The sequence below is a fragment of the Arcobacter aquimarinus genome (genome assembly GCF_013177635.1).
GTDB lineage: Bacteria > Campylobacterota > Campylobacteria > Campylobacterales > Arcobacteraceae > Aliarcobacter > Aliarcobacter aquimarinus.
Window position 1 is genome coordinate 1,986,490 of record NZ_CP030944.1, and the last position, 16,138, is coordinate 2,002,627.

Genomic DNA, 16,138 nt, shown 5'->3' on the forward strand with positions numbered 1-16,138 from the left:
TGTTAAATTTGTTGTATTCTATCCAAAATAGTTTTTAATATTATTATGAAATTATGTTATGATATTATAAAAAAGTAAATTTACTTAATTTTGAGAAACATAATGAAAAAAACTCTATTAAAATTTTTAATATTATGCACTATTTTATGTCAATCTATTTTAGCCAATACTCAAAAAGTAACCCTACAACTAGAATGGAAACATCAGTTTGAATTTGCTGGTTTTTATACTGCTATTGAAAAAGGTTATTATGAAGACATTGGTATTGACCTTGAAATCAAAGAGTTTCATGATGGCATTAACATTTCTCAAGACGTCTTAAATGGCAAATCTACTTTTGGTATCTCTTCTTCTGCTTTAATTTTAGAAAGGCTCAACAACAAACCTATTGTTTTAATCGCTTCTTATTTCAAGCAAAATGCTCTTGCTTTAGTTACCAAACCTGAAATTAAATCTCCAAATGATTTAAAAAACAAAAAAATTATGGCTTTAGATTGGGAAATGGGTCATACTAGTTTAGGAGTTATGTTAAAAGATTTTGGCATTAACAAGAACGATTATGATTTAGTTTTACACGATTATCAAATTGAAAAGTTCATAAATGGAGAAGTTGATGCTATGAGCATATTTACTACTTCTCAACCTTACGAGCTAGACAAGCTTGGAGTTAATTACAATATTTTAAATCCTGCTAATTTTGGAATATACTCTTATGATGTTGAGTTATTTACAAGCGAGGACACAATAAACAAACATCCAAAGATGGTAGAGGATTTTGTAAATGCTACAAATAAAGGTTGGGAGTATGCCTTTAACAATAAAGAAGAGATAGTAGATTTAATATATAACAAATATTCAAAAAGAAAAACAAAAGAAGCTTTATTATATGAAGCAAATCAAACAGAGCAGATATTCAAAACAAACATATTTAAAATAGGAGCAATAGCTCCTGAGTTAATAAAACTAAATGCTGACATGTATACAAATCTTGGTTTAGTTGACAAAAACTTAAAAATTACTGATTTATTGAATGGGTATTATCAAAAAAAGGGTTATCATTCTATAGTTGAATTAAATAAAAATGAAAAAGAGTATCTAAAAAACAATCCAAAAATAAAAGTTCACAATGAATCAAATTGGCCACCATACAACTACAATACAAATCAAACACCAAAGGGTTTTTCTATTGATTATATGAATCTTTTAGCCTCAAAACTTGGAATACAAGTAGAATATATTTCAGGTTTTAGCTGGGATGAGTATATAGAAAAACTAAAAAACAATGAAATTGATGTGATGTTAAATATTGCTAAAACACCTCAAAGGGAAGAATTCTTTAATTTTACAACAAATTATACAAAATCAATAGATACAGTTTTTACAAAAAAAAATTCAAATCTTAAAAATTTAGATGATTTTGATGGAAAAACAGTAGCTGTAATAAAAGCTTTTTATGAAGAAGAATTATTAAAAAAATACTATCCTAACATAAAACTATTGGTTGCTGAAGATAGTATTGAAGCTTTAAAAAAAGTAGCATTTGATGAAGCAGATGGAGCTATTGATAATTTTGCTGTTGGAAGTTATTATATTCAAAACAATTTAATTTCAAATCTAAAACCAGCTTTTGAGATAAAAGATAAAAGATTCAATTTAGAGATGCATTTAGCAACAAATAAAAACAATGAAATTTTAAGGGATATCCTAGAAAAAGCAAAAGCAAAGGTAACAGAAGAAGAACTATTTAAGCTAAAAAAGAAATGGATGGATGAAAAGGTTTACCTAAATAGTTCGAACATCTATCTAACACAGATAGAACAAAGCTATTTAAATAATAAAAAAGAGATTACTATGTGCGTTGACCCAGACTGGGAGCCTTTTGAAAAAATAAATGAAAATAAAGAACATGAAGGAATTGCTGCTGATTTAATCGCTATTATTTCAAAAAAACTAAATATTGATATAAAACTTATCCCTACAAAAACTTGGGAAGAGAGTCTTGAATTCTCAAAAAATAAAAAATGTGATATTTTAAGTTTTTTAAATGAAACTCCAAAAAGAAAAAAATGGTTAAATTTCACTAATACTATCTTTAAAGATCCAAATGTAATAGTAGGAAGAATAGAAACAAATGAAATAAAAGATTTATCAAAAGTAAAAGCCTCTATAGCTTTACCAAAAGGTACAGCTATGTATGAAAGATTTGAAAAAGATTTTCCAAATATGATGATAATTCCTGTAAATTCTGAAGAAGAAGCTTTTACTTTAGTTGAACAAAAAAAAGCTGATTTAACACTTCGTTCTTTGATTATCACAGCTTACACCATAAAAGAACAAGGTCTATTTAATCTAAAAATTTTACATCAACCCAAAAATTATGAAAATTTTTTGAGAATTGGTGTTATAAAAGATGAAGAAATTTTAGTTGAAATATTAAATAAAGCAATTGAGCAAATAACTTCGAATGAAATCCAAACTATTGTAAATAAATGGGTATCAATAAAATATCAAGAGGCTGCTGATTATACATATTTTTGGGTATTTTTTGTTCTAACTTCTATATTGATTTTTTTCTTTTTATATAGACAATATTTACTTAAACACTCAAACAATCATCTTCAAAAAGAAGTTATAAAAAGAACTAGACAACTGGAAAGTTCAAATCAAAGTTTAAAACGAAAAAGAGATGAATTACATAACTTAAATAAAAATCTTGAACTTAAAATCAAAGAAGAAGTTGAAAAGAATAGATTGATTCAAGAAAAACTATTTAAAACTGATAAACTAGCCTCTATGGGTGAAATGATAAGTAATATCGCTCACCAATGGAGACAACCACTATCTGTTATATCAACCCTTGCAACTGGCGTAAAACTTCAAAAAGAGTTTGATACATTAAGTGATAAAGAACTTATCTTAAATATGGATTTGATAAATAAAAATGCTCAATATCTATCAGAAACAATAAATGATTTCAAAAACTTTATAAAAGGTGATAGAAATTTACAAAACTATAATCTAAGTTCAACAATAACCAATTTTATCCACTTAATAGAGTCCTCTATAAAAAACTCAAATATAAGAATGATTTTGGATTTAGATGATGATATTTTTATTGATGGTTATCCAAATGAATTAATTCAATGTTTTATAAATATTTTTAATAACTCAAAAGATGCTTATGAAGAGACAAATCAAGAAAATCCACTATTTTTCATAAAAACTCAAAAACAAAATAATCAAGTAATTATAAAAATAAAAGATAATGCACAAGGGATTCCACAAAACATAATCTCAAAAATATATGAACCATACTTTACAACAAAACATAAATCACAAGGCACAGGACTTGGACTTCATATGACTTATAAACTAATAACAGATGGAATAAATGGAAAAATTGATGCTAAAAATGTATCATTTGAATTTGAGAATCAAACTGAAATAGGTGTTGAATTTAAAATAGTTATAGATTTATAATTTGTGGATGGGGTAGAAGGATTCGAACCTTCGAATGACGGTACCAAAAACCGTTGCCTTACCACTTGGCGATACCCCAAGAAAATAAAGTTATGAAAAAATGGAGCTGGTGAAGGGAGTCGAACCCCCGACCTGCTGATTACAAATCAGCTGCTCTAGCCAACTGAGCTACACCAGCGCCATACTCCTATCGAAGTGGTGTCAAGAGAGGGACTCGAACCCTCGACCTCCGGCTTATGAGACCAGCGCTCTAACCAGCTGAGCTACCTTGACACTTAGAAATTGGTTGCGGAAATAGGATTTGAACCTATGACCTTCGGGTTATGAGCCCGACGAGCTACCTAGCTGCTCTATTCCGCGATATATAAAAAAGAACTTTACTAACAAAAAGTTAGTGGAGCGGGAGACGAGACTCGAACTCGCGACAGTCTGCTTGGAAGGCAGAAGCTCTAGCCAACTGAGCTACTCCCGCATACTTTAGAAGTCTTAACTTTTAAAGGACTGGAATTATAATAGAAAGTTTATTAAAAAAACCTTAATTAAGTTTTTTTAATTTTCTTCTTTTCTTATATTATTTATAAACTGCATGATAAATACTAAAAAAATTGATATTATAAATCCTGTCACAAATCCAACTATTACAATAAGTGCTTTTTTAGGTTTTTCAGGATCTTCATCTACTAAAATATTTCCTACTATTTCTGTGTTTTTAAGATTATGTTCTAAAGTTAAAGATTCAAGTAATTTTTTTCTTTCAAGTAATTTATTTATATCAACATTCATCAAACTTTCTTTTGCTTCTATCAAATCATACAAGTCAGACTTATTTTCCACTATTGCATTTGATATATCTCTTTTTTCCATAAGCTTAAGAGCTGAAATTGAAGGGTCTAATTTGTTAATGTTTTTTAATGTTTCTGTTACAAAACTCATTTGTTCTTCTAAATTCGATATATTTTGATTTAATAAATCTATTTTTTTATTGATACTTGTGATTTTATCTTCTTCAATATTTTTAATAGATATATCAATATTTTTGATTTCTATAATATTTTTTTCTCTTACATCTGCTAAAAGTTTAGAGTGTTCTTCTTTTACATAATCTAATATTTCTTTTATACCATTTATTGCTTCATCATTTGAAGTTGATTCACTTGTAATTTCAATAAAATTTTTCATCCCTTTAGGAATAGAAATATTTACAATTTCATATTTTTTATCCTCTATATTTTCTCTTAAATCTATAAAAATCATAGATAATTTCTTCGATAAAGAATCTGCATCATCTACATAAGTATTTTTATCGTTATCTGTTTTAAAAGTACCTATTTCAACTAAAGCTTTCACGCTATAAATTGGTGTTTTTATATAAGCGAAAGCTATTGCTAAACCTGTAACAACTGCTGTAAAAACTAAAATAAAAACTCTTTTATTCCAAATTGTTTTAAATAACTCTTTTAAATCTATTTCATCTTCTACTATGTATTCTTTATTTTGCAAGTTTCATTCCTATGTTTAAATTTTTAAGGGGGTAAAATTATACCAAAATACTTTACTCTTTTTCTACTCTTTTTTGAGTAAATATGAAATTATTGTAAATTCAATTGGTGATTGAATTCAGGTACAATCTCTTTTAATTTTGCTATTTTATCTTCGCAAACCAATAACTCTTCTATTTTTTGATTTAGTTCATTTATATCAAAAATAGTTGGGCTTGCTACGGTTATTGATTCATATTTTGTTTTTTGGTCACTATCATTTATAAGCAACTCTTCATATAGTTTTTCACCAGGTCTTAGTCCACAAAACTCTATTTTTATCTCACTTCTACCACTTAGCTCTATCATTTTTTTTGCTAAATCTACTATACGTATTGGTTCTCCCATATCAAGGATAAATATTTCTCCACCTTTTCCAATACTTGCAGCTTGTAGTACTAACTCACAGGCTTCTGGAATTAACATAAAATATCTTGTAATATCAGGGTGAGTTACTGTAATATTTTTGCCTTGTTCAATTTGTGATTTGAATTTTGGAATTACACTTCCACTACTTCCTAAAACATTTCCAAATCGAACAGCAACTATTTCAGTTTTTTCACTTTTTACATTTTGGGCATAAAGTTCACAAATTCTTTTAGTTGTTCCCATTACATTTGTAGGTCGAACTGCTTTATCAGTAGAAATTAAAACAAATTTTTCAACACCATATTTTATAGAGATATCAATACAGTTTTTTGTACCTATTATATTATTTGAAATACCTTCTAAAATATTATCTTCTACCAGTGGTACATGTTTGTATGCAGCTGCATGAATAACTATTTGAGGTCTGTATTTTTCAAAAGTTTTTTCTAAAAACTCCATTTTTCTAACTGTTTGCATAACAGATACTATATTTGAATTTTTTAACTCTTCTGTAATAGTATAAAGATTAAACTCACTATGATCTAGTAAGATAAGTTGTTTTGCTCCAAAAAGTGCACACTGTCTGCTTATCTCACTTCCTATACTTCCACCTGCTCCTGTAATTAAAACTACTTTATTCTTTATAAAATTTTCTATTTGTTTTTTATCCAAATCTTTTGGATGTCTTGCAAGTAAATCTTCAACTCCTATATCTTTTAACTGTTTAGAGAACTCTTCTTTTTTTAATATTTTTTCAATAGTAGGTAAAATTTTTATAGTAATAAAATAGTTTTGCATATTTTCATAAACTATTTTTATTTTCTCTTTTGAAGCTGAAGGCATAGCTACAATCATCAAATCAAATTTCTGATTTTCATATAAATTACAATATTTTTCTTTAGAATAAATAGAAATACCATCGATACTTCTTTGATGTAAAATTTCATCATCATCTATAAAACAAACCAGTTTATATTCACTATTCAAAAACTCTCTTTGAAGTTGAAGCCCTGCTTTCCCAGCACCATAAATCACCAAAGTTTTTGTTTTACGATTTTTCCCAACGCTCAAATAATATTTATAAACATAAACCAAAATATTTATACTAAAAGTATAAAAGATTAAATCAATAAATATAAGATTAAAAGGTACCTTCAAATAATAATATAAAATGGGAGCATAAATAACAAAACTTATCACAGCTAATAAAATTTTCATCAAACCTGTTTTTGTAGAAGCTTTTGACCAAGAAAGTTTATAATCATCAAAAAATAAGAAAGAAGTTACAACTCTTACTGCTATTATAATTGCTAAAATAATAAATGAAAAACTTTTAGTTAATAAAAAACTAACTAAAAATAAAGAGAATGAAGATACGACTAAAATAGCTAAAATACCCAAAAATCTCTTGTCTCTTAAATAATTCATCAAACTCCTTTTAATAGTAATTTTTTTCATAAAAAAATGGTGATGTTGTTTCTATAAATTTTGGCAATTTTTCATCTGCATTTGATAGTATCTGTAACTCTTTGGGTATTTTCCAATCAATATTTAGATATTCATCATCAAATTTAACACCTATACTTTGTCCTGCTGCAAAATATCTATCTATTTTTATATTTACAATAGCATCTTGGCTTAAAACAGAAAAACCATGTAAAAATCCTCTTGGAATAAATAACTGTTTATTTTCTACACTATCAAGTTCCATACAAATAACTTTTCCAAAGCTAGGACTTCCAACTCTAAAATCAACTGCAACATCTAAAATCTTTCCTTGTAATACACTTACAAGTTTTGATTGAGCAAAATCAACAGTATTTGTATGAAGTCCTCTAATGACTCCATATTTACTATAAGAGATATTATCTTGACAAAAATCTACTTTAAATCCGACAAATGAATTAAAACTCTCTTTTTTAAAAGCTTCAAATACAAATCCACGATTATCTTCATGAAGCTTAGGTTCACAAAGAATAAGTTCTGGTATTTCTAATCTTTTATAATTCATTACTCAAAAGCCTTTTTATTATCTACAAACTTCATACTTAAAACTAGAACTATCAAAGCAAGTATAAAAGCTACAAAAATATTTGATACAAAATAAACTATAGAAAATAAAATTAGATTTAATCCTATAGAATAATTTGTTACTTTATAGTGACTCCAACCTGATTGGGTTAGTCTTTGATATGCGTGTTTTTTATGAGCTTGAGATAATTTTTCTTTATTTAATTTTCTTCTTATCAAAGTTAAAGTAGCATCAAACCAATAAACACCAAATAATATAATCCATATCCAAAAATTTGTTGATTCTTGATTTGCATAATAGATTGTAAAAATTGCTATGTTATATCCTAAAAGCGTACTTCCCACATCTCCCATAAATATCTTAGCTTTGTTCCAGTTCCAATATAAAAATCCTAAAACAGCTACAGCTAGAACTAAAAAATGATTTCCACTAAATAGTACAAATCCAGCAAGTGCTAAAAATACTGCTTGACTTCCTGCATAGCCATTTATTCCATCTAAAAAATTGTAAAGATTGATGAACCAAATTATCATAAAAAATGCAAAAATATTTGTAAAAATTGGATTTTGTATATCAAAAACACCAAAAGTCAAAGTATCAAATCCACCTAAAAAGTACAATCCACCAACAGCAACTAATGATTGAACCATAAGTCTTAGTTTTGGGCTTAATTCATAAATATCATCAAAAAAACTTACTATTGATATAACAGCACCAAATAGCAAAGCATAAAAAAGATTTGATGAGATTTCACCTATAAAATATAAATAAATCAAACCTATAAACCAAGTAATAGCAAGAGCAATTCCTCCACCATGAGGTGTTGGTACTGTATGAGAACTTCTTTCATTTACACTTGCAACAAATGATTTTTTTATCATATAGTTTTTTATAAAATATGTAAGTAAAAAAGAGATTAAAAATAATATAATATAAATCATAATTAGTTACATCCTATCTTTTCACAAAATATTTTAAATATTTTTTTTTGTTTTTCTGCATTTATAGTTCCTAAATATTTAAATAATATTGATTTATGAAGAGTGAAATTTTTAGGAACAATTATCAAAAAATCTTTTTTCAATTTTCCATCTATCAAATCATAATTTGAAATTATCATGTTATCATCATAATATTGTGTTGTTAGTTGTAAACATATACAATCATCATCTAAGTTTTTGATAACTAAAACTGGTCGTATTTTATATTCACTTAAATCCATAAAATAAATCTTTGCTAGATGTATCTGTCCTACCATTTAGAATAATCCTCACTATCTTCTACAAAACTTTTAGAGTTTAAACCTATCTTTCCAATATTTTCAAGCTCTTTTTTATGCCAGCTCATATAATCATGACTAAATGCTTTTTTTAATATATCATACTCTTCAAAAGGAATAACAACCACATTTTCACGACCTTTTCTATGAATAATTACCTCATCATTGTTATTGTAAACAGCATCAAATATTGCTTTAAAATTATTTCTAGCTTCTGTCATACTAACTACTTGCATAATTTATCCTTACGTTTTTTTGTACATTATAACATGAAATTTTATAAAGTGTTTAAGTTTCTAGATATATTCACCTTTTATCATCAATTTTATAGCCTCTTCCACACTATATGGATTTTTTAGGTTTAATTTATCTTTTGTGATACTGTTATCTACTTCCAAACTTCCATAAAGTCGCTTGTGAAATGATGGTTTTAGTATCTTCAATAAACTTTCAAAAAATGGTACTTTTATTAGATATATTTTTTTATCAAGATTTTTTGCTATTAACTCTATCAATCTTGAAGTGCTAAGAGATTCATCATCACTTACCAGAAATATTCCTGCTTTTTGTTGAGTTATTACCTCATCTACGATGAAACAAAGATTTTGAATAGATATAAAACTTCTTTTATTCTCAATTTTATCTAGAGGTATAATAGGTATTTTTTTTACAAGTTTTATCAAACTATCTATATTTCCAGGAGCATTCTTACCATAAATCATAGGTGGTCTGATAATACTCACTACAAAATTATCATCAATTAATTTCAAAAGTTCTTTTTCTGCTTCTAGCTTACTTTTTCCATAAGGTGTAATTGGATTGCAAATATTATTTTCATCTAATTTTTCTTCCTCTTCACCATAAACTGCAATAGTGCTTATAAATACAAACTGTTTTACGCCATTTTGTTTTGCTAGCTTTGCAAGTTTTACTGGATACTCAACATTTATATCATGATATTTTTCATAAGAATGTTCTACTTTTTGATGTACAAGTGCGGCACAATGTAAAATAATATCTATTCTATCAAAATTAATATCTTCTATTTTTTGATTTAATAATGAAAATTTTTCAAACAAATATTTATTTTTATGTTGGTTTATAAAACTACTCCCTAAATAGCCGGTTGAACCAGTAATTAAAAGATTTTTAATCATTTGATATATCTTTATAATAATTAATATAACTATTTCTATTTAATTCTAAATTATAACTATTGTTAAATAATTTTAGTGATTTTTCTGAGAATTTATTATTATTTGAAATAGTATTAATTATTGCATTTTTTATTTCATCAATATTATTTTTAACCAAAATTCCATTTTCATCAATAAGTTCAAAACATCCTCCAACATCACTTAAAATAATTGGTAATTTTGAACTCATAGCTTCTAAAGCAGATAATGGTAAACCTTCACTATCTGAAATCAAAGCAAAAATATCATAATTTTTAAAATCATTAAATCCATCTATTTCTCCATAAAAAATTACATTTTTATGTTTTATAGATTCTAAATAATTTCTTTGAGAACCATCCCCCACTATATGTAGTTCAACATCGTTCAAATCTTTAGTTGCTTCAATTAATAAATCAACTCTTTTAGGAATTTCTAATCTAGCAACAGTTAATAACTTTATTTTTTCATCTTGTTTTTTTAAAATTTCTCTATTTTTTATAGGATATATTTTATTCGTAATCCACTTTAATTTATTATCATTGATTTTTATAATATCTTTTGCGTTCTGAAAATCTTTTTTTGAGATACAAAGAATTGAATCACTAATTTTTGAAAGTTGTCTTTCAATAAAAGTATATAAAAAAGCTAATTTCCCTCCATTATAAATAGAAGACCAACCATGACTTACATATATAACTTTTATTTTTTCATTAAATAATTTAATTAATCTTGAATAAATTCCTGCATTTGCAGAACTTGCAATTATTAAATTTATATTATTATATTTTATAAATTTGTTTAATAGCAATAAATAAGAAAAAGAAAGTCTTCTATATATTAATTTATTTAAAAATTTATCTTGAACTTGCACATTTTGAGAAAGCCATCCATCTTCATCAGTTGCTAAAAAACAATTAAAATTATTTGAACAGATTTCAATTTGTTCTTTTGTCCATTTTTGAGCCCCACCATTTTGGGATTTCGTCACCATAAATAAAATATTTTTCATAACTTCTTAATTCCTTGATTGAATTCAACAAATTCATTTATTTCTAAATATTTTTTTATTTTTTTATTATCACAAATAGATTCTTTTATATCTCCATTTCTAGGCTGTAAATAATTTATTTTAATATTTTTAGAATATTTATGATTTAATACACTTACTAAATTATTTATTGATATTTTTTTAGATGTTCCTACACAAAAAACTTCCCCTGAAACATTTGAATTATTCATAGCTTTTATATTTGCTTTTGCTACATCTTTTACATATACAAAATCTCTATACTGTTCACCATTTCCATAAATGTTTGGTATTTCATCGTTTTTAAACTTTTTTTCAAAAATTGAAATTACACCACTATAATCACTTGTAGCACTTTGTCTTTCTCCATAAACATTAAAATATCGTAAGCATACAGTCTCTACTCCATAAAGTTCACTATATAGTTTCATATATTGTTCACCAATAAGTTTTTCATATCCATAAGGGGAAATAGGTTTAGTAATAGAGTTTTCATTTTTAGGTTGAGTTGGTTCATCTCCATAAACAGCAGCAGAACTAGAAAAAACAACTCTTTTTACACTATTTAACTTTGCTGACTCCAAAATATTTAAAGTACCTTTTACATTTACTTCATTTGATAAAAGAGGATTTAATATTGACTCCTGAACTGATACGATAGCAGCTAGGTGATAAATATATTCTATTTTTTTATCTCTTATAATTTTATTTATTTCCTCGAAATTTCTAATATCTACTTCTATAAATTGAAATCTATTTTCTTTATCTATAGATTTTATAAACTCTAAATTTTCTTTTGTTCCACTATAGAAATTATCTATACCAATAATACAATTATTTTGATCTTTTAAAAGTTCTTCTATTAAATGTGAAGCTATAAATCCAGCACTTCCTGTTAGTAAAATATTTTTCATTAATTAATACATTTCCCTTCTTAAATTAATTTTCTTCAAAAAAATAATGATTTTATATATAAACCAAACAAAACTTATTAAAATAATATTCAATATTAAACCTTTAAAAAATGGGAAAGAAGAAAAGCCACCAGTTATTGACGATGATGTTATATACATTGGTAAAGAAAATATAACTGCTATATTTCTATTAAAAAATAACTTCATATAGATAAACATAACTTTAATTCCTAAAACATAACTTAATCCCATTATAAAAGGAGATAAAACTAAAAGGCTCCAACCGCCTATGCCATATGCTTCAGAAATAAACATAGAATTTTTAACTCCCATTTGCTCAAAATTATAACTTTCTGTAAATAGCATCAGTGCTTTATCATATGGTATATAATTATTAAATAAACTCGCAAATGGTATACAGTGTAAATAAAATTCTCCTTCTAATTTAGGTATACTCAAAGTTTCAAAAACTCCAGCCATTTGACCTACTCCTAACCTTTCTACTAAAAATATATTTAATTTTTCAATAGTCAATTCAGAAATTTGTAAAGATACTATAAAAAATAAAAGCATATAAATAATGGGTAAATATACTAATAATGTAAAAAATACTTTACTAAAAGAAATATTTATTCCTTTAATATAAGTATATGAAATAAAAAATAACATTATAGAAAATATTAAAGGTGCTTTATCACCTGCAGCAGAAGCTAAAAGCAATGAAATACTTAAATATATTATTAATTTTAAATACTTTTTCAGAACAAGAAGTATTCCAGAGTATATCGAAGCAACTACATATGACATAACTATTAAATACTGTATTTGTGAAGGTAAATAAGAATTATGAGTATTACTTAATCTAATCTGTAAAATACTTGAATCTGAAATTATTGATTCAATTAATGCATGTTTATAATTTAAAAAAAATATAGAAAAAACTAATAAAAATAATCCTAAAAAAACAAATGTATTAACAAAAATAACTAATTCCCTATTTTTAATTGCACTTTGTTTATATTCTAAATCTATACTTGGTAACAAAACTTTTGAAAAAATAGCTAAAGTCAATAAAAATAAAAATATTGATACTAAACTTACTAATGATATCCAAAATATATCTTTATCTTTTGCAAATAAAATAATTTCTGAAAATTTAGATATACCATAATAATTAAGTAATAAAAGTGGCAAATATATAAATAACAACTCCCTATATATAAGCAAACTCCAAACTGATCCATTTTTAAAATTTATTTCTAATACTGTTTTTTTTGTAAAATAATAAAAAATAAATATACTAGTTAATAAACCTATTAAAATAACAAAAGTTTCAATCATTTATTATCTTTTAATTAACTGTTTATAATTATTAATATCTGTATACAATTTATTTAATAATCCAGTTTTTGATATAAAATCTATACTACTAATTCTTATTTTTTCTCTTGAAATTTTTTTTAAATTAACTGCAAAAGTATACATCTCTTTTACATCAACCTCCCCTACTTTATAATATTCAAATTTAGGAGGAATAGCTGAATCTTGAAATCCAGAATATACAGGTAACCCATATGCTAAATATTCTCTTACTTTCAAGGCTGAACCTTCTTTTAATCCTTCTCTAAATAAAGCTAATGAGTCTAATCCAATATCACATTTTTCAAGAACTTTATTATAATCATCTTCTGTTAAATGACCATATGTTACTATATTATTAATGTTGTTAATATTTGCAATACTTATCAAATCTTTTTTTAATATATTTCCAATAAGGTGGAATTTTATATTATTATTTTTAATAAAATCTTCATTTTGCTTTATATTATCCAAAAGTAAGTCTAATCCATGCCATTCTGAAAATATACTACAAACAAATGCTATATTAACTTCACTATCAATTCTGCAATCATTTAATAATGAAACAATTTCAGTATTAATGCCATTAGGATACAAAAAAGTTTTTACTCCAGCCCTTTTATTTTGATATTCAGCTATATCATTTGTTACACAAATAGCACCTCTAACTTGTTTTAAACTTATAAATCCTGTAATTTTTTCAACTAAGGAAGCTACTTTACCCTTCCAATTTTTTCTAACTACTCTTAAACCTTCTACTTCTTTTCCATGATGAACACTAAATCTATTTTTTACAAACCATCCAAATAAAATTACGAATATATCAAAAGTAATATGTCTATTTATAACAATATCATAATTTTTTTGATTTTTAATTATATATATCCATGTATAAAGATTTCTAAAAAGCAAATTTCTAAATATTTTAGGAGGATTAACTTCATGCATACTATCTTCAATTTTTCCATCATGAATAACTACTATATTCCAATCTATTTTTAAGTCCTGAGATGATTCTATTTCCCATTTCAGTTGTTTTTTTGCTCCACTAAAAAAATCTCTCATACTACTAACATATAAAACTTTCATTAATTAAAATTCCTTATAAAGTTTTGGTATTGAATTTACCACTTTTATAACTTCATTAAAATCTAGTCCCAGCGTATCTAAATACCATCTTATATTTTGATATCTTGGTTGATTTTCATCTTCTATTAACTGTAAAGCTTTTTCTCTACTCAATTGACCTTCTCTTATTTGGTTACTTCTAAAAGTATCATGTTCTGTAAATCCAGCAACTGTATAATAAACATAATTATAAAAACCTGCTGTTCCATCTCCAATACGCCAAGTTGTACTAGTATCAATTGCTGTTTCCCAATTATATTGATTTATTAAAGTATCATTTAATATATCTTCTTCCCATGTCCAATAATCAAAAATGTGATAATAATCCTCTTTTTGCATAAAGCTTCTATAGTACTCACCAGACAATGTATCCCATAAAGAACTATTAAAATAACCTGGACTCTCAAGCATAGCTTTAAATCTTTTACTATGGTATCTTAGTTGTTTCATTACTCCATTAGTATAAACTTTATCTTCTTCAAAATCAGGTTTTATACCTAAAAATCCTGTTTTAAAATGAGTTTGTTCTAATGGATTAACTCCCCAAAGATTAAGATTTATTCCAGTTTGTTTTTTAATCTCTTCTACATATCTAAAAAAATGTTTATCTCCAGCTGTTAACATCGCCATCATTCCAAGATGTGGCGATTTAAGCCATGCTTGTAAATTCATCTTAATATTTTTTCTTTTTTGTGAAATATCCGCAGCTACAATAATATTTTCTACTCCCATATCTCCACACATTTGACTTATATTTCTTCTTCCTAGGTCTGTTACCATTCCCCAATCATAAGTATAAGTTACAGGTTTCATTCCAAGTTCATTAACTATTAGATGCAACCCATAACAGCTATCTCTGCCTCCAGAAAAAGGAACTATACAATCTAGCTCTTTTCCTGGTCTTCTATAAGGTTCTACTAATTTAAATAATTCTTCTTTAGGCTTTGGTTTATTTCTTTTTTTATAATTATTACAGTAATTACAAACACCTTTATCATCAAACTTTATAAAAGGCATAGTTTCTGGTAATATACATTTAGTACATCTTTTTAAATTTAATTCTTTTAAAGTTTTAAACTCTAATAATTTTTCTTCATTTTGATTAAATTTAAACTCAGGAATAAGATTTTCCGTTCTACTATTATCATCTATTACTAATAAATTTTGTTCTGAAAAAGGAATATCCAAAATTAAAGCTTCATCTCTTATTTGTTTTATACTTTCACAATTAATTTGATCCAATGCATATCTCTCTGAAGCAAAATAAATGTCATCCTTTAAATATCCTACGTACAAACTTCCATTGTTAGAAAACAAAAGAAGCTTACCACGTTTTGGTAATAATAATGCACATGCGACTACTCCTCTACATTTACTTAATATTTGATTTACTAATTTATTTTCATCTGAATTATTTTTTAAATATTCTTCAGCAATTGCAACTATAACTTCTGAATCTATTTGATATTTTCTTTGAACTGTCAACTTTTCCCAAATTTCTTTTTCATTTACAATTATTCCATTGTGTATAGCACAAATATCATCTCTTATAACTGGTTGGTTATCCCCTAAACCGTTTGTTATAAGTCTACTATGCCCAAGTACAATATTGCTATTATATGGTTTTATTTTCTTTAAAAGTTTTTCTATATTATAATCAGCCCTATTTATCTTATATATTCCACCATCAAAATGAATTAATCCACTAGAATCAACACCTCTTTGCTCCGAATGCTTTACTAGTTTCTCAAATTTTTCTTGGTTAATTTTATATTTAGATATTTGTCCAAATATTCCACACATTTTACTTCCTTATTCTTAAATTTAAAATCTT

Annotated in this window: 13 protein-coding genes and 5 tRNA genes; 1 reads left to right on the plus strand and 17 read right to left on the minus strand. The window is 25.7% G+C overall.

The annotated features are described in order from the left end of the window. Positions 1 to 102 precede the first annotated feature (102 nt). Entirely contained in the window at positions 103 to 3,480 is a 3,378-nt protein-coding gene (locus tag AAQM_RS10025) for an ABC transporter substrate-binding protein (protein ID WP_171920711.1), read from the plus strand. A 4-nt stretch (positions 3,481 to 3,484) separates the two neighbouring features. Here the strand turns inward: AAQM_RS10025 and AAQM_RS10030 are convergent. From AAQM_RS10030 to AAQM_RS10110, 17 genes are all read right to left on the minus strand, one after another. Further along, positions 3,485 to 3,559, minus strand: a tRNA-Gln gene (locus AAQM_RS10030). Between the two features lie 22 nt (positions 3,560 to 3,581). Beyond that, a tRNA-Thr gene (locus AAQM_RS10035) sits at positions 3,582 to 3,658 on the minus strand. A gap of 18 nt (positions 3,659 to 3,676) precedes the next feature. After that, positions 3,677 to 3,753, minus strand: a tRNA-Met gene (locus AAQM_RS10040). A 10-nt stretch (positions 3,754 to 3,763) separates the two neighbouring features. Beyond that, positions 3,764 to 3,840, minus strand: a tRNA-Met gene (locus tag AAQM_RS10045). Between the two features lie 35 nt (positions 3,841 to 3,875). After that, positions 3,876 to 3,952, minus strand: a tRNA-Gly gene (locus AAQM_RS10050). Between the two features lie 77 nt (positions 3,953 to 4,029). Next, positions 4,030 to 4,980 (minus strand): Wzz/FepE/Etk N-terminal domain-containing protein, encoded by a 951-nt coding sequence (locus AAQM_RS10055; RefSeq protein ID WP_129095740.1) that lies wholly within the window; start codon positions 4,978 to 4,980, stop codon positions 4,030 to 4,032. Between the two features lie 89 nt (positions 4,981 to 5,069). After that, entirely contained in the window at positions 5,070 to 6,815 is a 1,746-nt protein-coding gene (pglF, locus tag AAQM_RS10060; RefSeq protein ID WP_129095739.1) for a UDP-N-acetylglucosamine 4,6-dehydratase (configuration-retaining), read from the minus strand. A gap of 10 nt (positions 6,816 to 6,825) precedes the next feature. Further along, complete coding sequence (rfbC, locus tag AAQM_RS10065) at positions 6,826 to 7,398, minus strand: dTDP-4-dehydrorhamnose 3,5-epimerase (protein WP_129095738.1); 573 nt, start codon at positions 7,396 to 7,398, stop codon at positions 6,826 to 6,828. Beyond that, positions 7,398 to 8,360 (minus strand): MraY family glycosyltransferase, encoded by a 963-nt coding sequence (locus AAQM_RS10070; protein ID WP_129095737.1) that lies wholly within the window; start codon positions 8,358 to 8,360, stop codon positions 7,398 to 7,400. Before AAQM_RS10070 ends, rfbC begins: the two co-directional genes overlap by 1 nt. A gap of 2 nt (positions 8,361 to 8,362) precedes the next feature. Next, positions 8,363 to 8,677, minus strand: a complete 315-nt coding sequence (locus tag AAQM_RS10075; protein ID WP_129095736.1) for a type II toxin-antitoxin system PemK/MazF family toxin — start codon at positions 8,675 to 8,677, stop codon at positions 8,363 to 8,365. Beyond that, positions 8,671 to 8,934 (minus strand): type II toxin-antitoxin system Phd/YefM family antitoxin, encoded by a 264-nt coding sequence (locus AAQM_RS10080; protein WP_129095735.1) that lies wholly within the window; start codon positions 8,932 to 8,934, stop codon positions 8,671 to 8,673. The genes AAQM_RS10075 and AAQM_RS10080 overlap by 7 nt, the downstream gene beginning before the upstream one ends. 60 nt (positions 8,935 to 8,994) lie before the next feature. After that, on the minus strand, positions 8,995 to 9,855 hold the full coding sequence (locus AAQM_RS10085) for an NAD-dependent epimerase/dehydratase family protein (protein ID WP_129095734.1): 861 nt from the start codon (positions 9,853 to 9,855) through the stop codon (positions 8,995 to 8,997). Then, on the minus strand, positions 9,848 to 10,885 hold the full coding sequence (locus AAQM_RS10090) for a glycosyltransferase (RefSeq protein WP_129095733.1): 1,038 nt from the start codon (positions 10,883 to 10,885) through the stop codon (positions 9,848 to 9,850). The genes AAQM_RS10085 and AAQM_RS10090 overlap by 8 nt, the downstream gene beginning before the upstream one ends. Then, on the minus strand, positions 10,882 to 11,817 hold the full coding sequence (locus tag AAQM_RS10095; RefSeq protein WP_129095732.1) for an NAD-dependent epimerase/dehydratase family protein: 936 nt from the start codon (positions 11,815 to 11,817) through the stop codon (positions 10,882 to 10,884). Before AAQM_RS10095 ends, AAQM_RS10090 begins: the two co-directional genes overlap by 4 nt. A 3-nt stretch (positions 11,818 to 11,820) precedes the next feature. Then, entirely contained in the window at positions 11,821 to 13,158 is a 1,338-nt protein-coding gene (locus AAQM_RS10100; RefSeq protein WP_129095731.1) for an O-antigen polymerase, read from the minus strand. 3 nt (positions 13,159 to 13,161) lie between these two features. Next, on the minus strand, positions 13,162 to 14,265 hold the full coding sequence (locus tag AAQM_RS10105; RefSeq protein WP_129095730.1) for a glycosyltransferase: 1,104 nt from the start codon (positions 14,263 to 14,265) through the stop codon (positions 13,162 to 13,164). A 3-nt stretch (positions 14,266 to 14,268) separates the two neighbouring features. Continuing rightward, positions 14,269 to 16,107 carry a glucosamine 6-phosphate synthetase gene (locus AAQM_RS10110; RefSeq protein WP_129095729.1) on the minus strand — a complete coding sequence of 613 codons (1,839 nt, stop codon included), beginning with the start codon at positions 16,105 to 16,107 and terminating at the stop codon, positions 14,269 to 14,271. Positions 16,108 to 16,138: the final 31 nt, after the last annotated feature.